Consider the following 20,739-nt stretch of genomic DNA (forward strand, 5'->3'; position numbering starts at 1 on the left):
ATTTTTAATTATATTACATATTTGTATAAAATTAAAGACTGCTAATACTTTGTCAGCAGTCTGAAATAAAAAATAGAGAATATGATAGGTATTCTCTATTTTTTATTTTTATATTAATCATACATTTTATAAAAATATGATATTATTTATAGAGAGAATTATTAAGAGATTACAAGGATGATGTGATGTTTGGAGGAATTTTATGAAAAAAATAATTTTAGCAGTTTTGATATTAGTTTTTGCACAGATATTTATGATTGGATGTTCAAAGGAGGTAAGCAAAGAAAGTGAAAAAGAGATAAAAGAAACAATTGATTTAGTTTTATCTTATAAAAATGGATATGATGATAATATGAAAAAACATATAAGTGAAGATAATTTTTATATATGTAATTATGTAGAGTTTTATTCACTATATATAGGTGAATTAAATCTTGAAAAATATGAAAGTTCAATTAAAAACATAAATAAAGAAAATAAAAAGTATAAAGTGTATATGGTTCTTAATATGGAAGCTAAGGCACTTGAAACACATGGAGATGAAGAATCAAGTGATGAAGCTATAGGAGAAGATGTTCCGGTTGAGGTAGTGGTGAAAGAAAAAAATGGAGAGTATTATATAGAGGGATTTACAGAATATGAAAACTTAGAAAAGGCTAAAGAATTAAATTCAGGATTTAACTAAGAACTAAAATAAATTTAAGAAAAGGTGAAATAAATGAAACCATTAGCAGAAGTAATGAGACCACAAAAGCTAGAGGATTTTATAGGTCAAAAGAAGATACTATCTAAGGGGAAACCTTTATATAATCTAATTATAAATAAAATGATTCCCAATTGCATACTGTATGGACCTCCAGGAACAGGGAAAACAACTTTAGCTAATATAATGGCTAATTATGTTGATAAAAAGTTTTATAAGTTAAATGCAACTACAGCATCGGTGAAGGATATACAACAAATAACTGAAAGTTTAGATAGCTTACTTAATTATAATGGAGTGGTAATATACATTGATGAATTGCAACATTTTAGTAAAAAACAACAACAAGCACTTTTAGAGTTTATTGAAAATGGAAGAGTTACATTAATAGCAAGTACTACGGAAAATCCATACTTTGCAATTCATAAAGCTATATTAAGTAGGTGTAACATATTTCAATTTGAAGCTCTTAGCATAAAAGAAATAGCAGAAGGGTTAGAAATAGCAATAAAAAGAATAATAAATGAAGGAGTAGAAGTAGAATATTCATTAGAAGCTATAAAATATATCAGTGAAATTTCTCAAGGAGATTATAGAAAAGCCTATAATATACTAGAACTTGCTATAAATTCACAACTTAAAAAAGTAAAAGAACTTTCTATAGAGTATATAGAAAGTTTAAATCAATCCCATATGAGGGCTGATGCAAATGGAGATGAATATTATAATTTGCTAAGTGCACTACAAAAAAGTATAAGAGGTAGTGATGCTGATGCTGCTATTCATTATTTGGCAAGACTTATTAAATCCGGAAATTTAACTGCAATAATAAGAAGAATTTCTGTAATAGCAGCTGAAGATATAGGTCTTGCACATCCTAATGCATTAACTGTAATAAATTCAGGGATAGAATTAGCATTAAAAGTAGGACTTCCAGAAGCACAAATTATATTATCAGAAATGGTTATATATTTAGCAACACTTCCAAAATCAAATAGTGCATATTTAGCAATAGCTAGTGCTATGAGTGATTTAGAAAATAAAAATATGGGAGATATACCTGATCACCTTAAAGATACTCATTATTCAGGAGCAGAAAGCTTAGGAGCTTTTGGTTATAAATATCCTCATGACTATGAAAATAATTATGTAAATCAACAATATATGCCTGAAAACTTGAAAAATACTAAATACTATTTTACGCAAAAAAACAAGTATGAAGAAAGTATAAATAGATATTGGAAAGAAGTAAAATAATAGAGGAGTAAAAGTGATATTATTGACAATACCAGAGTGTTTTGGTAAGATATATAAAGTAAATACTAGTAAAATAGTCAACATTAAAAGGGGGAAGTATTATGAAGCTTTCTACTAAAGGTAGATACGGGGTTAAGGCTATGGTAGACCTTGCGATGCATTATGGAGATACCCCTGTTTCAATAAAAACAATCTCCCAAAGACAAAATATATCTGAATATTATTTAGAGCAACTATTTTCACCACTCAGGAAAGCAAATCTTATCAAAAGTATAAGAGGTGCTCAAGGAGGATATGTATTAAATAGAGCTCCAGAGGATATAACAGTGGCAGATGTAATGAATGTGCTTGAAGGACCTGTTGAAATAGCAGAATGTATTGAAGGAACTGATTGCGATAACATTGATTTTTGTGCTACTAGATTGTTATGGGAAAAAATAAAAAATAGCATTGATGAAGTAATGAAGAGTATAACACTTCAAGATATAGTTGATGACTATGTAAGAATGAAGGATGAAAACCAATCTATTAAGATTGTTAAAAGGAGTAAATAGATATGAGAAATGTATATATGGATTATGCAGCAACAACTTATGTTAAACCTGAAGTTTTAGAAGAAATGATACCATTCTTTACAGAAAGATATGGAAATCCATCATCCTTTTATGGAATTTCTAGAGAAACTAAAATGGCTATTGATAAAGCTAGAAGTAGAGTTGCTAAAGCTTTAAATTGTGATCAAAGTGAAGTTTATTTTACAGGTGGTGGATCTGAAGCTGATAACTGGGCTATTAAGGGGATAGCATCAGCTCACAGAAAAAAAGGTAATCACATTATAACTACTAAAATAGAGCACCATGCAGTACTTCATACTTGTGAATATTTAGAAAAAAATGGTTTTGAAGTAACTTATTTAAATGTTGATAAAGAAGGATTTATTGATTTAGAAGAATTAAAAAATTCTATAACTGATAAAACTATATTAGTTTCTATTATGTTTGCAAATAATGAAATAGGGACTATTCAACCAATTAAGGAAATAGGTGAAATTTGTAGAGAAAGAAAAGTTATATTTCATACAGATGCAGTTCAAGCAATTGGAAATGTTACAGTAGATGTAAAGGAAATGAATATAGACCTATTATCTTTAGCAGGACATAAAATATATGGACCTAAAGGAATTGGAGCACTTTACATAAGAAAAGGCGTGAGAATAGATAATCTAATTCATGGCGGTGGGCAAGAAAGAGCTAGAAGAGCAGGTACTGAAAATACAGCATCAATAGTTGGACTTGGAAAAGCTATAGAACTTGCAACAGATAATTTAGAGGAACACAGCAAGAAACTTATTATGCTTAGAGATAGATTGATTGAAGGACTATTAAAAGTACCTCATACAAGATTGAATGGGCCTAGAGGTGAAAGAAGATTACCAGGAAATTCTAATATAACATTTGAATTTATAGAAGGTGAGTCTATACTTTTATCTTTAGATTTTGAGGGTGTATGTGCTTCAAGTGGTAGTGCATGTACTTCAGGATCTCTTGATCCATCACATGTATTATTAGCAATAGGGTTACCTCATGAATTAGCACACGGATCTTTAAGATTGACATTAGGTGATGGTTCAACTGATGAAGATGTAGATTATGTACTAGAAGTTGTTCCACCTATTATAGAAAGACTTAGAAATATGTCTCCATTATGGGAAGACTTTTTAAAGAAGGGAGAAAAATATTATGATGTACAGCGATAAGGTTATGGATCATTTTAGAAATCCAAGAAATGTAGGGGAAATAGAAGACGCAAATGGGGTAGGAGAAGTTGGAAACGCCAAATGCGGGGATATAATGAAGGTTTATTTAAAAATTGAAGATAATATAGTTAAAGATGTAAAATTCAAGACCTTTGGATGTGGATCTGCTATTGCTTCATCATCAATGGCAACAGAATTAATAAAAGGAAAAACTGTAGAAGAAGCTTGGGAGTTATCAAATAAAGCAGTTGCAGAAGCTTTAGATGGCCTTCCACCTGTAAAAATGCACTGTTCTGTTTTAGCTGAAGAAGCTATTCACAAAGCAATTAATGATTATAGAAAAAATACAGGTTTAGAGCTTTGGGACTTCGAAGAACATGATGATATACATGATCATGTTCATGGCGATGAGTAGGAATTAATATGAAGAAAAAAGTAGTAGTAGGTATGAGTGGTGGAGTTGATAGCTCCGTTGCTGCATACCTTTTAAAAAAACAAGGTTACGAAGTAATAGGCGTAACTATGAAACATTTTGATGATGAAGATGAAGGCTATATGGAAAGAGAAGGCGGGTGTTGCTCTCTTTCATCAGTAGAAGATGCAAGAAGAGTTGCTGATAAGTTAGAAATACCATTTTATGTTCTTAACTTTAAGGAGTCATTTAAAGAAAAAGTAATAGATTATTTTGTACAGGAATATATGGAAGGAAAAACTCCAAATCCATGTATTGCATGTAATAAGCATATAAAATTTGATGAGTTTTTAAGAAGATCAAAGGGAATTGGAGCAGATTATGTAGCTACAGGTCATTATGCTAAAATAGAGGAAAATGAAGATGGAAGATATCTTTTAATAAAAGCAGATGATGATAAAAAAGACCAAACCTATGCTTTATATAATTTTACACAGGAGCAATTAAGTCAAACCTTAATGCCTTGTGGAGATTATACTAAAGATAAGATAAGAGAAATAGCTAAAGAAATTGGTCTTGCAGTTCATAATAAAAAGGATAGTGAGGAAATATGTTTTATCCCAGATAATAATCATGGTAAATATATTTCTTTAGTTAAGCCTAATGAAGTAAATACAGGAAACTTTATTGATAAAAATGGGAATATACTAGGAAAGCATAAAGGAATAGTATATTACACAATAGGTCAAAGAAAAGGATTAGGTATAGCTTTAGGGAGACCGGTTTTTGTTACGGATATTATTCCTAATACTAATGAAGTAGTTCTTGGACCGGAAGAGGATATATTTAAAACTGATTTAGTAGCAAAGGATATTAACTTTATTCCTTTTGAAAATTTGAAGGAAGCAATGTCTGTTACAGCTAAGGTAAGGTATTCGGCAAAACCTTCTGAAGCAATAATTTATCCGCTCGAAAATGGAAAAGTTAAAGTGTCATTTAAAGATAAACAAAGGGCCATTACCAAAGGGCAATCTGTTGTATTTTATGATGGAAATGTTGTTGTTGGTGGCGGAATAATAGAAAAAATTATATAATTTTAAAATTCTCATATTTTTGTATGAGAATTTTTTTTTATCTTTTGGGGATAATATAGGTAATATGGATAGAAAGGGGAAAAGTTATGCTAAAAACTAAGGATTTCTATTTGTTAAAAGTATATGACATAAGGGGGAAGTATTTAGGGATAGTAGATGATATTTACATTAATTTTCACCAAGGAACTATTGAAGGCTTTTTTATCTCTAACTATCTACTATTCAGTAAAAAAAATTTCGTTAAGACTAAAGATATTATTTCTTTAGAAGAGGTTATTATTGTAAAAGAATTAAGTAAGAAAGCTGGATTATCATTTAAATCTATAAAAGATATAGATATAAAAGATAAAAATAATGTTATGAGAGGGATTTTAGAAGATTTAATTATAGAAAAAAGGGATTTATCAATAAAGGGATTAGTTATGAGTTCTGGTATATTTGATAGAATGATAAAAGGAAAAGAAATATTACTTTTAAAACAATGCCTTTTAGGGGAAGATTTTATTTTATATTATGGAAGTGATGAGGTGAGGTTACAAAGTTTACCTCGTAAGAAAAAACATGTTAGTTTATAAAAAATACAAAAAAATAATTAATCCTATTTTAATAATAATAGTAGCTTTAATAATTTTGGCTTTATACATAAAAATAAAAACACTCAATAGTATAGTAAATATAATTTTTATTGGATTTATATTTGCGTATACTTTAAAACCTTTTAGAGATGGTTTAAGTGAAAAATTTAAATTAAATAAAAGAGTTGCATCTATTTCTATAATAATCGTGATTGTTTTTAGCTTTATATTATTGTCTTATATAATAATCCCCTCAATATTAAGAGAAAGTTATAATTTTGGATCAATATTAGATAATATAGACATTTACATAAAAAATATTGCAAAAAAAATGAATTTGAATGATTTATCTTTTTTTCAAGGAATATATGAGCAAATAAGTGAAGAAGCAAATATGTTTTTTGCTAAAATTTCTGATAATTTTTTAGAAAATTTATTTCTTTGTTTTGAAAGCTTAGTTTCGCTAGCAATTATACCTATAGTTACATATTATTTTCTAGTAGATGGAGATTTAATTTATAATAAACTTTTACTAATATTACCAACAGAAAAAAGAATAATAGCTAAAAAAGTTCTTAATAACTTAGATAAGGTGTTATCCAGATATATAATAAGTCAATTATTATTGTCTTTAATTATAGGGGTTTTAACTTTTATAGTACTTCTTATTTTAGATGTAAAATTTGCCTTAATACTAGGTATATTTAATGGAATATTAAATATCGTACCTTATTTTGGGCCAATAATAGGAGGGGTACCTGCTATATTTATAGCTCTTATGGATTCACCTAATAAGGCGTTATATACAATAATTGCTGTGTTTTTGATTCAGCAAATAGAAGGAAATATTCTATCGCCCAAAATAACTGGAGATAGTACTAATATGCATCCTATTATAATCATAATCTTATTATTAGTAGGAGAAAAGTTGGGTGGTCTTATAGGAATGGTGATTGCAGTACCGATAGGAGTAATAGTTAAAGTTATATATGAAGATATCAATGATTATTTATTCTAAATAAAATAATTGACATAATTTAATAAATAAACTATAATTTCATTGAAATATTAGAAAATTTAATATTTGGCATTGAAGAGAATGAGTAAATATAGATTGTGTATTCAGAGAGGGAGTGTTTGCTGAAAACTTCTTACACTATATATTGAAGCTATCTTGGAGCTATATTATCTAAGTGATGTATTGTTAAATACATAATTAGGGTGGTACCGCGGAATTTATGTTTTCGTCCCTTTTTTATAGGGATGGAAACTTTTTTTATTATATAAGAATATAAAGTAAAGTTTGGAGGCAATATATATGAAATTCATGGGAACAAATGAACTTAGAGAAGCTTATTTAAGCTTTTTTGAATCAAAGAATCACTTAAGGTTAGAGAGCTTTCCTCTAGTACCTAAAAATGATAAATCACTATTATTAATAAATGCTGGTATGGCACCGCTTAAGCCATATTTTACAGGGTTACAAGAACCGCCAAGAAAAAGAATAACTACTTGTCAAAAATGTATAAGAACAGGAGATATAGAAAATGTAGGTAAAACATCAAGACATGGTACTTTCTTTGAAATGCTTGGGAATTTCTCATTTGGAGATTATTTTAAAGAAGAAATAATTCCTTGGGCTTGGGAGTTTATAACAGAAACTCTTCAAATTCCAAAAGATAAGTTATACGTGACAATATACTTAGAAGATGATGAAGCTTTTGATATTTGGTGTGATAAAACTGATATAGATCCAAAAAGGATATTTAGACTTGGAAAAGATGATAACTTCTGGGAAATAGGTGTGGGGCCATGTGGACCATGTACAGAAATTCATTATGATAGAGGCGAAGGCGTTATTACAAACGTGGATGATTTTGTAAAAGCAAGTGATGAAGATAGAGTAGTTGAGTTTTGGAACCTTGTGTTTACACAATTTGATAAAGATGAAGAAGGAAATTATAATAAATTAGCAAATCCTAATATTGATACAGGCATGGGACTTGAAAGAATAGCAACTATAATGCAAGGTGTTAATAATATTTTTGAAATAGATACAGTTAAGAATATACTTCATAAGGTATCAGATTTATCAGGGGTAAAATATGGAGTTGATAAAATAAAGGATATTTCTTTAAGAATAATTACAGATCATGTTAAGTCAGTAACTATGCTTATTTGCGATGGAGTACAACCAAGTAATGAAGGTAGAGGATATGTTTTAAGAAGATTACTTAGAAGAGCAGCAAGACATGGAAGATTACTTGGAATAAAAGATTTATTCTTAACTGAAATAGTTGAATCAGTAGTTGAAAACTATGGTAGTGCTTATCCTATGCTTATAGAAAATAAAGAATATATAGAAAAAATAGTTTTATTAGAGGAAGAAAGATTTAATGAAACTATAGACTCAGGAATGAATATTTTAAATGACTATATAGAAGAAATAAAAGCTTCTAAGGAAAAAACATTAAAAGGGGAAAAAGCATTCAAACTATACGATACTTATGGTTTTCCAATAGAGTTAACAGAAGAAATTTTAGAAGAAAAAGGCATGAAGGTTGATCATGAAGCTTTTAGAAAAGAAATGGATGAACAAAGACAAAGGGCAAGAAATGCAAGAGGAGAATCATCATATATGGGAAGTGATGAAAGTCCGATTAATAAAATAGATGCATCTGTAAATACTGAATTTATGGGATATAACAATCTTGAAGTAAAATCCAATATATTAGTTTTAGCAGATGATAATAGTTTTGTTGAAGAATTGTCAAAAGGACAAAAGGGATATATAGTTACTGAAAAAACACCTTTCTATGCAGAAATGGGTGGTCAAGTAGGAGATAAAGGAACTATAAAAACAGCTTTAGGTGAAGTTTATATTTATGATACAAAGAAAAATGTTGGTGGAAAAACTATTCATTATGTTAAAGTTTTAGATGGAACAATAAAAGTAAATGATGAAGCAAATCTTAGGGTGGATATTTTAAGAAGAAGCAGCATTGCAAAAAATCATACAGCTACACATATGCTGCATGAAGCTTTAAAGCAAATTGTAGGAAAGCATGTAAATCAAGCAGGGTCTTATGTTGATGATGAAAGATTAAGATTTGACTTTGCTCACTTCCAAGGATTAACAGAGGATGAAATACAAAGTATTGAAGAGTTAGTTAATAAAAAAATAATGGAAGTATTTGAAGTTGATACAAATCTTATGACTTTAGATGAAGCAAAAGAGTCAGGAGCAATGGCTTTATTTGATGATAAATATGGTGATAAAGTTAGAGTTGTAAGTGTTGGAGAGTTCTCAAAGGAGCTTTGTGGAGGTACTCATGTTAATAATTCAGGAGAAATTGGATTATTTAAAATAGTATCAGAGACAGGTGTTGCAGCAGGAATAAGAAGAATAGAAGCTGTAACAGGGTTAAATGCAATAAAATACATGGAAGAAAAGCAAAGACTTTTAAAAGAAGCATGCAATGCATTGAAATGTACTGAAAAAGACGTATTAAAGAAGATAGCTTCACAAGGTGCTGAAATTAAAGAAAAAGAAAAAGAAATATCAGAACTTAAGAGTAAATTAACATCAGGAATTGAGGATGATATTTTAGCGTCAGTTAAGGATATAAAAGGAGTAAGAGTTGTAGCATATGGACTTGAAGGCATAGACGGAAATGCACTAAGAGATCTAGGTGATAAAATGAGAAGTAAACTTTCAACTGGAGTAGTTGTTTTATTAAGTAATGTAGGTGGAAAAGTTAATGTAATATCTATGGCTACAAAGGATGTAATAGAAATGGGAATTCATTGTGGAAAAATAATTAAGGAAGTGGCAGCAGTAGTTGGCGGCGGCGGCGGCGGAAGACCGGATATGGCTCAAGCTGGTGGTAAAAATCCTGAAAATATCAAATCTGCTATAGAAAAAACATACTCAGTAGTAGAATCTTTAGTGAAATAATCTTTAGTAAAATGGTGTACTTTTATAATTATATAGTTTATAATATAATTAATTAAGTAAAACCTGTGAATAGAATTCTAAAAAAATGAAATAATATCATTAGGGATACTATTAAACTAAATATTAGTAAGGGGGTGAGCTGCATTAGCAGCGGTTGTATGAATAATAACTTAGATCAAACAATGCAATTTAACTTAAACATCAATAAAGAGGATTTAACAAAATCAATATTAACAGATGTTTACAATGCGTTACAGGAGAAAGGTTATAATCCTATAAACCAATTAGTAGGATATCTTATTTCAGGGGACCCTTCTTACATTACAAGCTACAACGGAGCAAGAGCTTTACTAAGAAAACTTGAAAGAGATGAAATTCTTGAGGAAGTTATAAAATCTTATTTAGAAATAAAATAAAGAGTGCCCGTTAAAATCGGGCACTCTTTAATATTTAAGGAGACAATTATGAGAATACTTGGTTTAGATGTTGGGTCTAAAACAATAGGAGTAGCAATAAGTGATCCTTTAGGCTGGACTGCCCAAGGGATAACTACTATAAGAAGAAGTAAAAAAGAACAAGACATAGAAGAAATTAAAAAAATATGTAGAGAATATTCTGTTGAAACTATAGTTATAGGATTACCAAAAAATATGAACAATACTATAGGAGAAGCTGGTGAAAGAGTATTAGAGCTTTCGGAAATTATAAAAGAAGCTACTGGGTTAAAGATTGAGATGTGGGATGAGAGACTAACTACAGTAGCTGCACATAAAGCGATGTTAGAGGCAGATTTATCAAGAGGTAAGAGGAAGAAAATAGTAGATAAGATTGCTGCTACATATATACTTCAAGGATATTTAGATAGACTAAGCATGAAATAATTATTTGATTTCCAATTGAAAATTATTATTGACAACTAGTAAGGTAAAAATTACAATTATAAAAAAAGGAGATATTTTAATGGATAAAGATTTAAAACAAATAGAGCTGTATGATGAAGATGGTAATTTAGTAAAACTAAATGTTGTTGCATTTTTTGATATGGTAAACCCAGATACAGAAGAGAAGAGTGAATATGTAATAGTATATGATGATGAATATACTGAAGATGATATATTTGCGTTAAAGGTAGGAGTAGATGAAGATGGAGATGATCTATTAATACCTATAGATGATGAAGTAGAATTAGCAGCAGTACAAGAAGCTTATGATACTATTTTTGCTGATGAAGAATAAAATCTAACTAAAAAAAGAAAGAGGTGTTGTCTGTGGAACAATCAAATAGTATAGATTTTAATGTTCTAAAAGAAGAATTAAAACAAAAAGGGTATAAATTAACGCCTCAAAGAAGAGCTATAGTTGACTCAATTATAGAAAAAGAAGGAGAACACTTAACTGCAGAAGAAATTTATGATGAGGTTAAAAAGAATTGCCCAGAAATAGGGTTAGCTACTGTTTATAGAACTATAATTTTATTAGAAGAACTAGGAGTTATATGTAAACTAGATTTAAATGATGGATGTAGTAGATATGAAATGGTACGTAAAGATGAAGGGCATAGACATCATCATTTAGTTTGTAATGAATGTAAAGATGTTATTGAAGTTCAAGATGATTTATTAGATGAACTTGAAGAAGAAGTAGAAAGATCATATGGGTTTAAAATTTTAGATCATAGTGTTAAATTTTTTGGTCTTTGTCGAAAATGTCAAAATAAATCAGATAACAAATAGATAAATAAGGGAACTCCTCTCTCAGGAGATGACAACCTTTGTAATACATATTTTAGGAAGAAGGAGGAGACATATTGAAAAATGAGAAAGCAAAAGTTAAAATTATTCCTTTAGGTGGGATAAATGAAATCGGTAAAAATATAACTGCAATAGAGTATAAAAATGATATAGTAGTTATAGATTGTGGCTTAAAATTCCCAGAAGAAGATATGTTCGGTATAGATTTAGTAATACCAGATATTAGTTATTTATTAAAAAACAAAGATAAGATAAGAGGAATATTTTTAACTCATGGACACGAGGACCATATAGGTGCATTACCTTATGTTTTGAAACAATTAGATGTACCTGTATATGGAACGAAGCTGACTCTTGGAATTGTTGAAACTAAGCTAAAGGAGCACGGATTGTTAAGTTCAACAGAACTAATAAGAGTTAAACCAAGAGACGTAATTAAATTAAACTCAGTATCAGTAGAGTTTATTAAAACAAACCACTCTATTGCTGATTCAGTTGCAATAGCAATACACACACCATTAGGAGTAGTACTTCATACAGGAGATTTTAAAATAGACTATACTCCAATAGATGGAGAACCTATGGACTTCGCAAGATTTGCAGAGATAGGTAAAAGAGGGGTATTGGCTATGATGGCAGATTCAACTAATGTTGAAAAACCAGGCTATACTATGTCAGAAAAAGTAGTTGGAGAAAGTTTTTCAAGGTTGTTTTCAAAGGCAAAAGGCAGAATAATAGTTGCAACTTTTGCTTCAAATGTGCACAGAATACAACAAATAGTTGATGCAGCAAGTATGCATGGAAGGAAGGTTGCAGTATCAGGACGAAGTATGGAAAATATAGTTGCTGTAGCTGCAGAACTTGGATATTTAGAATTTGAAAAAGATATCTTAGTAAGTATAGATCAAATTAATAAATATACAAATGATAAGGTTGTTATCATAACTACAGGTAGTCAAGGCGAACCGATGTCAGCTCTTGCAAGAATGGCAAGCTCAGAGCATAGAAAGGTAAATATTGTTGAAGGTGATACTGTAATAATTTCAGCAACGCCAATACCAGGAAATGAAAAACTAGTTTCTAAGGTTATAAACCAATTGTTCCAAAAAGGAGCTGAGGTAATATACAAATCACTAGCAGAAATTCACGTATCTGGTCATGCTTGTCAGGAAGAATTAAAGCTTATGCAATGTTTAGTAAAACCTAAATTCTTTATTCCAGTTCATGGTGAATATAGACATTTAAAACAACATGGAGAATTAGCAATATCTTTAGGAATGCCAGAACAGAATGTTATAATTCCTGAAAATGGTGGAGTTATAGAAGTAAATAGAAATAGCATAAGAAAAAATGGTTCAGTTATAGCAGGGCAAGTTTTTGTTGACGGATTAGGTGTTGGAGATGTTGGAAATATAGTTTTAAGAGATAGAAAGCATTTATCTCAAGACGGTATATTGACAGTTGTAGTAACTTTATCAAAAGAAAATAATTCAGTTATAGCAGGACCGGATATAATATCCAGAGGATTTGTTTATGTAAGAGAATCAGAAGGATTAATGGACGAGGCTAAAGAAATAGTAAAAAATGCCTTAAGAGAATGCGAAGAAAATAATATAACTGATTGGGCAACTTTAAAATCTAAGGTAAGAGATGAATTAAGAAGTTATCTGTACGAAAAAACAAAAAGAAAGCCTATGATATTACCAATAATAATGGAAATATAATCTGTAAGGTTGACATTTTGAAATAATAATCTTAGAATGTATTATAGTTGAAAATAAATCTTAAAAAAATTGGATACTGGTGTATCCAATTTTATTTTGGGAAAAATAAGTTATAGGTTTACATTATAAAAACATGTAGATAAAATCAAATATTGGAGGAAATTAAATGAATTTAATAAGTAGAGATGATATAAGAAATATAGCTATAATAGCCCATGTTGACCATGGTAAGACTACACTAGTAGATGCTTTACTAAAAGAAAGTCACGTATTTAGAAGCAATGAAAAGGTAGAAGAAAGAGTTATGGATTCTAATGATTTAGAAAAAGAAAGAGGAATAACAATTCTTTCAAAAAATACAGCTATTATGTATAATGATATAAAAATTAATGTTGTAGATACTCCAGGACATGCTGATTTTGGTGGAGAAGTTGAACGTGTACTTAAGATGGTTGACTCTGTTTTATTAGTAGTTGACTCTTATGAAGGTCCAATGCCTCAAACTAAATTTGTTTTAAAGAAGGCATTAGAATTAGGATTACAACCTATAGTTGTTATAAATAAAATAGACAAACCAAATGCAAGACCAGAAGAAGTAATTGATGAAGTATTTGAATTATTCTTAGAGCTTGGTGCAGATGATGATCAATTAGATTTTCCAATAATCTATGCATCAGCAAGAGAAGGTTTTGCGAGATATAATGTTGAAGATACTAATACTGATATGGTTCCTTTATTTGAAACTATATTAGAGAATGTTGAAGCTCCAAAGGGATATATAGATGGACCATTCCAAATGCTTGTAACTACATTAGATACAAATGAATATGTAGGTAGAATAGCAGTAGGAAAAATACATAGAGGGTCTGTGAAAAAGAATCAGCAAGTTGCTTTAGTAAGAAAAGATGGGACTACATCAAGTTATAGAGTTTCAAGTATATTTACATATAATGGATTAAATAGAGAAGAAGCACAAGAAGCTTCTTTAGGTGATATAATAGCTTTAAGTGGTATTCCAGATTGTAATATTGGAGAAACTGTAGCTGATGCACAAGAACCGGAAGCACTGCCATTTGTTGAAATAGATGAACCTACATTAAGCATGAACTTTATGGTTAATGATTCTCCTTTTGCAGGCAGAGAAGGTGATTTTGTAACTTCAAGACATTTAAGAGATAGACTATTAAAAGAGTTAGAGACAAATGTTAGTTTAAGAGTTAATGAAATTTCTTCAGATTGTTTTGAAGTTTCAGGAAGAGGGGAACTACATTTATCAATTCTTATTGAAACTATGAGAAGAGAAGGCTATGAATTCCAAGTTTCTAAGGCAAATGTTATATACAAAGAAGAAAATGGTAAGAAATTAGAACCTATGGAGTATTTAACAATAGATGTTCCTGAAGAATTTATGGGACCTGTTATGGAAAAGTTAGGACCAAGAAAAGCTGAGATGGTAAATATGACATCGGCTGTAAATGGTTATACAAGATTAGAGTTTATAGTTCCTGCAAGAGGTTTAATAGGATTTAGAAATGAATTTATGACTGATACTAAGGGTAATGGTATAATGAATCATGTATTCCATGGATATGATTCATACAAAGGAGAAATACCAGGAAGAAGTAGAGGATCAATATGTTCATTTGAAGATGGAGATGCAATAACATACGGATTGTTTAATGCACAAGAAAGAGGTACGTTATTTATAAATGCAGGAATACCTGTGTATCAAGGTATGATAGTTGGAGAAAGTTCAAGAGCCGAAGATATAGATATAAATGTATGCAAGGGTAAAAAGTTAACTAATACTAGAGCATCTGGATCAGATGATTCTTTAAAGCTAACACCTCCAAGACAAATGACTTTGGAACAATGTCTTGAATTTATAAATGGAGACGAGTTAGTTGAAGTTACTCCTGAAAGTATAAGAATGAGAAAAAGAGTTTTAGATTCAGCTGAAAGAAGAAGAATAACAAGTAGAAGTAAAAAGTAATAATTATAAATGAAATAAAATATCTTTATAAGTTAAAAAAAAAGTATTATAATAAGGTAAATAGCCTAAAATAGGCTATTTACTTTATATCCAGGGGGTTTTTATGAAAAAATTTAAGTCGAAAATGATTCCCATAATAATAATTTTAGTATTGGTTATAAGTTTTTTAGTTTCATTTAAGAAAGTAATAAATAAACCTTTAGACACAACAGAGGACATAGTTATAAATGTTAAAGATGGAGACAGCTTTTATAGTATAATAAATGCTTTGTCAAATGAGAATAAAATTAAAGGCGTACATTTTATAAAACTATATGTTAAGATTTCAAGAAAAAATATAGAAGTTAAACAAGGTGAGTATGTCCTAGAAAAAGATTTAACTGTTAACGAATTAATAAATAAGTTAACAAGTGAATCTTCATTGAACACTGTAAAATTTACAGTTCCTGAAGGTTATACAATAAACGATATTAGTGAAAAATTAGAAAAAGAAGGTATTTGCAGTAAAGAGGATTTTATTGATGCCATAAAAGAGTATGAATTACCACAATTTGCTAGAATAAATAGTGAAAAAAAATATAATTTAGAAGGATACTTATTTCCGGATACATATTTAATAAAAGTTGGAGAAACACCAAAAGAAATAATCACTAAGATGGTTTCAAGATTTAAGGAAGTACTTGATATTGCACTTAGTGAGACCAATACTAGTATTACCAATGAAGATATAGAAACCGTTGTAAGCATAGCGTCTATGATAGAAAAAGAAGCGAGAATTGATGAAGAGAGAGTTTTAATTTCATCAGTTATAGAAAATAGATTAAATGATGGAATGATGCTACAAATAGATGCTACTGTTATTTATGCACTAGGAGAACATGTAACTACTGTATTAGATAAGCATTTAGAAACAGATTCTCCATATAATACATATAAAAACTATGGATTACCTGTAGGACCTATATCTAATCCAGGCTTAGAATCTATTAAAGCTGCATTGAAACCAGAAAAAACAGATTATTTATTTTACGTACTTCAAGATGATAAAACTCATTATTTTACTAATAGTGATGTTGACTTTATGGATAAGTTAAAGGAACTTGGGTATTAATAATAAACTTATATTTGGAGGATTTACATGAGTGGAGTAACCCATGATTACATGGAAGATTATATAAGAAATCTAATACCAGAAGCTTATGATAAGTATAAGGAATTAGAAGATTTTGCAAAAGAAAATAAAGTGCCTATAGCTCAGAAAGAAACTGCAAAATTTTTAGAGTTTATAGTTAGTATGAAAAAACCATTAAAAATTTTAGAATTAGGAACAGCTATAGGATATTCAGCAATTTTAATGTATGAAGCTTCGGGAACAAAACCAAGTATTACTACTATAGAACGTGATGAAAATATGATAAAATATGCTAGAGAAAATTTTAAAAGATATAATCTTACTGAAAAAATAGATATTAAAGAAGGGGATTGTTTAGAAGTTTTGGAAAATTTAATAGAATCTTATGATTTAATATTTATGGATGCAGGAAAAGGTCATTATAATCATTTTTTACCACATTGTTTAAGATTATTAAAGGATGATGGAATCATAGTAGCGGATAATGTTTTATTCAGGGGTATGGTTGCATGCGATGAATTAGTGAAAAGAAGAAAGATAACAATAGTAAAAAGAATGAGAGAATATTTAGAGTTAGTATCTAAGGATGAAAACTTAATTACTTCTGTAATACCAATGGGGGATGGAATTGCAGTGACTAAAAGGAGGTAAATTTATGAATAAACCAGAGATTTTAGCACCAGCAGGTAGCCTAGAGAAATTAAAAATAGCAATAGACTTTGGAGCAGATGCTGTATATATAGGTGGAGGAAGACTTAACCTAAGAGCATTTTCAGACAACTTCACTAATGAAGAAATGGCTGAAGGTATAAAGTACTGCCATGAAAGAGGAAAAAAGTTATATGTAACTATGAATGTATTTCCAAGGAATCATGATTTAAAAGGTGTAGAAGAATATATTAAAGGTTTATATGATTTAGGTGTAGATGCAATTATAGTTGCGGATCCGTCCATAGTAATGGCGGCTAAAATAGCGGCACCAGAGTTAGAAATTCATTTAAGTACTCAAGCTAACACAGTTAACTGGATGGCAACTAAATTTTGGTATGAGCAAGGTGTTAAAAGAGTTGTTTTAGCTAGAGAGTTAACATTTAACGAAATCAATGGTATAAAAGAAAATATTCCAGAAGGCTGTGAATTAGAAGTATTTATACATGGTTCAATGTGTATAGCATATTCAGGAAGATGTCTTATTTCAAATTATATGTTGGGAAGAGATGCAAATAAGGGAATATGCTCAAATGCATGTAGATATAAATATTATTTAGTAGAAGAAACTAGACCAGGTGAATATTATCCGGTAGTAGAAGATGATAATGGTACATATATAATGAATTCAAAGGATTTATGTATGATAAAACACATACCTGAACTTGTGAAAAGTGGAGTTCATTCTCTTAAAATTGAAGGTAGAATGAAAAGTGAATTTTATGTAGCATCTACTGTAAAAGCATATAGAGAAGCTATAGATTCTTATTTTGAAGATCCTGCAAATTATGAGTTTAAGCAAGAATGGATGGATATATTATTAAAAATAAGTCATAGACAATATCATACAGGATTTTTCCTGGGGAAAACTGGAGAACAAAATTACGATGTGTCTTCTTATGTAAGAGATTATGATATAGTAGGAATAGTTCAAAGCTATGATCCTGACACTAAGGAAGCAATAATTCTTCAAAAAAATAGAGTGTTTGAAGATGATAAAGTTGAAGTTTTAAGAGCTCATACTCCTAATTTTAATGTGAAACTTAGTGAAATGTTTGATATAGAAAAGGAAGTTAAAACCGATGTTGCAAATAGAGCACATATGATATTTAAGGTTAAGGTTGAAACTCCCTTAAAAGAAAAGGATATGTTAATTAAAGGAAAAAAAGTTTTAGAGCTGTAGACATAAGAAGGAGGAACTATAATGAATAAGCCAATTTTAATTGGAATAACTGGCGGAACAGGATCGGGAAAAAGCAGTATTGCAGATGCTATTTATTCAAGCTTTTCAAATGAATGTATTGCAATGATACAGCAAGATATGTATTATAAAGATCAGAGTTATTTATCTATGGAAGAAAGAGTGAAAACCAATTATGATCATCCAAGAGCTTTTGATAATGATTTATTAATTAAACACTTAAGTGATTTAATTAATGGAATAGCTATTGATAAGCCTATTTATGATTTTTCAAATCATAATAGAGCTAAAGAAACGGTTAGAGTTGAGCCAAAGGATATTATAATTGTTGAAGGTATATTGGTGTTAGAAGATGAAAGACTTAGAGAATTGTTAGACATAAAAGTTTATGTTGATACTGATGCAGATATAAGAATTTTAAGAAGATTAGTAAGAGATATAAATGAAAGAGGCAGAACTGTAGATTCAGTTATTAGTCAATATTTAGATGTTGTAAGACCTATGCATATGCAGTTTACAGAGCCAACAAAGAGATATGCAGACATTATAGTTCCAGAAGGTGGACAAAATAAAGTAGCAATAGATATACTTGTAACTAAAATAAAAGATATATTAAAATAGAAAAAAAGTGTATAGAAAACACCTCCCTAGGCTAGAATTAAGCCTAGGGAGGTGTTTTTTTGATTAGAGGGAGAAATAAGATAGATTTAAAAAGAGTGTTAATAATAATGGGGATTTACTTTCTGATTATTTCTTTATTATCAATAAGATTATATATTCTTCAAATACATCCATCATCAAAAGTTTCAGGAGAAATGAATAATTATCAATCTGAAAATTTATCTCAGATGAAGTATAGAATCTTTGATACTAACGGAAAAGATATGATGGATTATAATAAAAAATATATTGTTATATTAGATACTAAACCATTTATGCTGAATAATTATGAAGAGACATTGGAAGATTTAATGGCTTTAAATTTTATAATGAAGTCTGAGGACAAGAATTTTAATTATTCAGAAATAATGAAGGATGATGGTAAAATATATTATACTGTAAGTGAAGAAACTTATAATAAGGTTAATAAATTAAAAAATATAAAGGGAATATATACTTATACTTATGATGAAGTTGATACAAAAGAAGCTTGGAAAACAAGTAATTTTTTAGCTAATATAAATGAAGATACTGTTATAGAAAATTCTTTAGAAGAAAATCTATATGCTTATTTAAAAGAAAATAGTTATCCACAAGCAAAATTTTATTTAGATGATAAGGCTACATATGGAGATGGAGAAGTAACTTTAGAAGAAAATAATAATATAAAATTAACAGTAAATGAAGAATGGGAAGATAAAATAAGAGAAATACTTAAAAAAGAAAGTTATTCTTTCTTAAAAAATGTAGGAGTTGTAGTATCTGAAGCAGAAACAGGGAAAATAAGAGCTATGGTTCAAAAAGATGAAACTCAAGCAAATGTTAATTTAGGAATAGAACAATTGGGATATGAACCAGGATCAATTTTTAAAGTTATAACAGAAACTATAGCTTTAGATAAAGGGTTAATAAGCCATGATGATATTTTTGCTTGTACAGGAGAAATATGTCAAAAAGATGGAAAGCCATATGCACATGGATATTTGTCTGTAGAAGATGCACTAAAGATATCATGCAACGATGTATTTGCTAAAGTAGGAACAAAAGTTGGGTATGAAGAAATGATGAAATACCTAGAAAAAATGGGAATGTTTCAAAGTGTATTAAATATAAAGGGAGAAAATAGAAATGAAGCTCCAGGAGTAAAACCAACTATAGAAAATAGCATGAATAATATATCTATTGGTCAAACAATAATGGTTACTCCTGTACAAATGGCAGGATTATATAATACAGTGGTTAATGATGGAATTTATGTAAAACCTTCAATAGTTGAAGCTATAATAGATAATAAAGATAATATAGTAAAAGAATTCTCTCAAGAACAAATAAGAGTATTTAGTCAAACTTCAGCTAAAATAGCTCAAGAGACAATGTCCAAAGTAATATGGGAAGGTTCTGGATTTGAAGCAAAGGTAGAAGGCGTTAATATTGGTGGGAAAACAGGTACTTCAACAGGTAATGGAGGTACGAATCATGGATGGTTTGCAGGATATTTTGAAAAAGATGGTAAGAAATATACTATAGTTGTTATCGCACCTAATATAGGGGAAAAGCACCCTGATGGAAGAGAACTTGGTGGAGGAAATACTGGAGCCCCTATCTTTAGAGAAATAGTTACTGAATTAGTTAAATAGAATGCTATAAATGTGAAATTGATTATGAAGATAAAAGTGTTATAGATTATATAATTTATAACACTTTTTAATATAATAGATAAATCAAGTTATATAAATAAAACAGTTTTAGTTATATTAATAAAAATATTCCAACTTTATTTTAAAAAACACAAGCAATATTTTTGAATTTCTTCAT

20 protein-coding genes and 1 other annotated feature are annotated in these 20,739 nt (G+C 29.3%); all 20 genes read left to right on the forward strand.

The features are described from left to right. Positions 1–202 precede the first annotated feature (202 nt). Entirely contained in the window at positions 203–685 is a 483-nt protein-coding gene (locus tag ABDZ60_RS06265; protein ID WP_343776998.1) for a hypothetical protein, read from the forward strand. A 33-nt stretch (positions 686–718) separates the two neighbouring features. Next, positions 719–1,960 (forward strand): replication-associated recombination protein A, encoded by a 1,242-nt coding sequence (locus tag ABDZ60_RS06270; RefSeq protein ID WP_016206467.1) that lies wholly within the window; start codon positions 719–721, stop codon positions 1,958–1,960. Positions 1,961–2,061: 101 nt separating this feature from the next. After that, entirely contained in the window at positions 2,062–2,514 is a 453-nt protein-coding gene (locus tag ABDZ60_RS06275) for an RrF2 family transcriptional regulator (protein WP_016206466.1), read from the forward strand. Positions 2,515–2,516: 2 nt separating this feature from the next. Beyond that, positions 2,517–3,716: a cysteine desulfurase NifS gene (nifS, locus tag ABDZ60_RS06280; RefSeq protein ID WP_016206465.1), complete on the forward strand. Its 1,200-nt coding sequence runs from the start codon at positions 2,517–2,519 to the stop codon at positions 3,714–3,716. Next, positions 3,700–4,131 carry a Fe-S cluster assembly scaffold protein NifU gene (nifU, locus tag ABDZ60_RS06285; protein ID WP_040436539.1) on the forward strand — a complete coding sequence of 144 codons (432 nt, stop codon included), beginning with the start codon at positions 3,700–3,702 and terminating at the stop codon, positions 4,129–4,131. Before nifS ends, nifU begins: the two co-directional genes overlap by 17 nt. An 8-nt stretch (positions 4,132–4,139) precedes the next feature. After that, positions 4,140–5,222, forward strand: coding sequence for a tRNA 2-thiouridine(34) synthase MnmA (gene mnmA / locus ABDZ60_RS06290; protein ID WP_425544847.1), 1,083 nt, complete (start codon positions 4,140–4,142; stop codon positions 5,220–5,222). An 86-nt stretch (positions 5,223–5,308) separates the two neighbouring features. Beyond that, positions 5,309–5,797 carry a PRC-barrel domain-containing protein gene (locus ABDZ60_RS06295; RefSeq protein ID WP_343777000.1) on the forward strand — a complete coding sequence of 163 codons (489 nt, stop codon included), beginning with the start codon at positions 5,309–5,311 and terminating at the stop codon, positions 5,795–5,797. After that, positions 5,784–6,815: an AI-2E family transporter gene (locus ABDZ60_RS06300; protein WP_343777002.1), complete on the forward strand. Its 1,032-nt coding sequence runs from the start codon at positions 5,784–5,786 to the stop codon at positions 6,813–6,815. The genes ABDZ60_RS06295 and ABDZ60_RS06300 overlap by 14 nt, the downstream gene beginning before the upstream one ends. 63 nt (positions 6,816–6,878) lie before the next feature. Further along, positions 6,879–7,052, forward strand: a binding site (T-box leader). Between the two features lie 63 nt (positions 7,053–7,115). Further along, entirely contained in the window at positions 7,116–9,755 is a 2,640-nt protein-coding gene (gene alaS, locus ABDZ60_RS06305) for an alanine--tRNA ligase (RefSeq protein WP_343777004.1), read from the forward strand. Positions 9,756–9,913: 158 nt separating this feature from the next. After that, positions 9,914–10,171, forward strand: a complete 258-nt coding sequence (locus ABDZ60_RS06310) for an IreB family regulatory phosphoprotein (protein ID WP_008678270.1) — start codon at positions 9,914–9,916, stop codon at positions 10,169–10,171. A gap of 48 nt (positions 10,172–10,219) precedes the next feature. Beyond that, positions 10,220–10,636 carry a Holliday junction resolvase RuvX gene (gene ruvX, locus ABDZ60_RS06315; RefSeq protein ID WP_343777006.1) on the forward strand — a complete coding sequence of 139 codons (417 nt, stop codon included), beginning with the start codon at positions 10,220–10,222 and terminating at the stop codon, positions 10,634–10,636. Between the two features lie 79 nt (positions 10,637–10,715). Beyond that, entirely contained in the window at positions 10,716–10,991 is a 276-nt protein-coding gene (locus ABDZ60_RS06320) for a DUF1292 domain-containing protein (protein ID WP_016206458.1), read from the forward strand. 32 nt (positions 10,992–11,023) lie between these two features. After that, the gene (locus tag ABDZ60_RS06325; RefSeq protein ID WP_016206457.1) at positions 11,024–11,488 is read left to right on the forward strand and encodes a Fur family transcriptional regulator; all 465 of its coding nucleotides are present in this window, start codon (positions 11,024–11,026) and stop codon (positions 11,486–11,488) included. Between the two features lie 74 nt (positions 11,489–11,562). Further along, positions 11,563–13,230 (forward strand): ribonuclease J, encoded by a 1,668-nt coding sequence (locus ABDZ60_RS06330; RefSeq protein ID WP_016206456.1) that lies wholly within the window; start codon positions 11,563–11,565, stop codon positions 13,228–13,230. Positions 13,231–13,396: 166 nt separating this feature from the next. After that, positions 13,397–15,223, forward strand: coding sequence for a translational GTPase TypA (typA, locus tag ABDZ60_RS06335; RefSeq protein WP_016206455.1), 1,827 nt, complete (start codon positions 13,397–13,399; stop codon positions 15,221–15,223). Positions 15,224–15,326: 103 nt separating this feature from the next. Continuing rightward, positions 15,327–16,334, forward strand: a complete 1,008-nt coding sequence (gene mltG / locus ABDZ60_RS06340) for an endolytic transglycosylase MltG (RefSeq protein ID WP_016206454.1) — start codon at positions 15,327–15,329, stop codon at positions 16,332–16,334. Between the two features lie 27 nt (positions 16,335–16,361). Beyond that, positions 16,362–17,006 carry an O-methyltransferase gene (locus ABDZ60_RS06345; RefSeq protein ID WP_343777012.1) on the forward strand — a complete coding sequence of 215 codons (645 nt, stop codon included), beginning with the start codon at positions 16,362–16,364 and terminating at the stop codon, positions 17,004–17,006. Positions 17,007–17,010: 4 nt separating this feature from the next. Continuing rightward, on the forward strand, positions 17,011–18,246 hold the full coding sequence (locus ABDZ60_RS06350; RefSeq protein ID WP_047000580.1) for a peptidase U32 family protein: 1,236 nt from the start codon (positions 17,011–17,013) through the stop codon (positions 18,244–18,246). Between the two features lie 21 nt (positions 18,247–18,267). Next, complete coding sequence (gene udk / locus ABDZ60_RS06355) at positions 18,268–18,885, forward strand: uridine kinase (protein WP_016206452.1); 618 nt, start codon at positions 18,268–18,270, stop codon at positions 18,883–18,885. 107 nt (positions 18,886–18,992) lie between these two features. Next, positions 18,993–20,561, forward strand: coding sequence for a penicillin-binding transpeptidase domain-containing protein (locus tag ABDZ60_RS06360; protein ID WP_343777125.1), 1,569 nt, complete (start codon positions 18,993–18,995; stop codon positions 20,559–20,561). Positions 20,562–20,739 lie beyond the last annotated feature (178 nt).

It is taken from the genome of Clostridium sartagoforme, assembly GCF_039521405.1.
In the GTDB taxonomy this organism is placed as follows: domain Bacteria; phylum Bacillota; class Clostridia; order Clostridiales; family Clostridiaceae; genus Clostridium; species Clostridium sartagoforme.

Coding starts and splice junctions, on each gene's coding strand:
- ABDZ60_RS06265 (WP_343776998.1), top strand. CDS start 203: ATGAAAAAAATAATTTTAGCAGTTTTGATATTAGTTTTTGCACAGATA.
- ABDZ60_RS06270 (WP_016206467.1), top strand. CDS start 719: ATGAAACCATTAGCAGAAGTAATGAGACCACAAAAGCTAGAGGATTTT.
- ABDZ60_RS06275 (WP_016206466.1), top strand. CDS start 2,062: ATGAAGCTTTCTACTAAAGGTAGATACGGGGTTAAGGCTATGGTAGAC.
- nifS (WP_016206465.1), top strand. CDS start 2,517: ATGAGAAATGTATATATGGATTATGCAGCAACAACTTATGTTAAACCT.
- nifU (WP_040436539.1), top strand. CDS start 3,700: ATGATGTACAGCGATAAGGTTATGGATCATTTTAGAAATCCAAGAAAT.
- mnmA (WP_425544847.1), top strand. CDS start 4,140: ATGAAGAAAAAAGTAGTAGTAGGTATGAGTGGTGGAGTTGATAGCTCC.
- ABDZ60_RS06295 (WP_343777000.1), top strand. CDS start 5,309: ATGCTAAAAACTAAGGATTTCTATTTGTTAAAAGTATATGACATAAGG.
- ABDZ60_RS06300 (WP_343777002.1), top strand. CDS start 5,784: ATGTTAGTTTATAAAAAATACAAAAAAATAATTAATCCTATTTTAATA.
- alaS (WP_343777004.1), top strand. CDS start 7,116: ATGAAATTCATGGGAACAAATGAACTTAGAGAAGCTTATTTAAGCTTT.
- ABDZ60_RS06310 (WP_008678270.1), top strand. CDS start 9,914: ATGAATAATAACTTAGATCAAACAATGCAATTTAACTTAAACATCAAT.
- ruvX (WP_343777006.1), top strand. CDS start 10,220: ATGAGAATACTTGGTTTAGATGTTGGGTCTAAAACAATAGGAGTAGCA.
- ABDZ60_RS06320 (WP_016206458.1), top strand. CDS start 10,716: ATGGATAAAGATTTAAAACAAATAGAGCTGTATGATGAAGATGGTAAT.
- typA (WP_016206455.1), top strand. CDS start 13,397: ATGAATTTAATAAGTAGAGATGATATAAGAAATATAGCTATAATAGCC.
- mltG (WP_016206454.1), top strand. CDS start 15,327: ATGAAAAAATTTAAGTCGAAAATGATTCCCATAATAATAATTTTAGTA.
- ABDZ60_RS06345 (WP_343777012.1), top strand. CDS start 16,362: ATGAGTGGAGTAACCCATGATTACATGGAAGATTATATAAGAAATCTA.
- ABDZ60_RS06350 (WP_047000580.1), top strand. CDS start 17,011: ATGAATAAACCAGAGATTTTAGCACCAGCAGGTAGCCTAGAGAAATTA.
- udk (WP_016206452.1), top strand. CDS start 18,268: ATGAATAAGCCAATTTTAATTGGAATAACTGGCGGAACAGGATCGGGA.
- ABDZ60_RS06360 (WP_343777125.1), top strand. CDS start 18,993: ATGGGGATTTACTTTCTGATTATTTCTTTATTATCAATAAGATTATAT.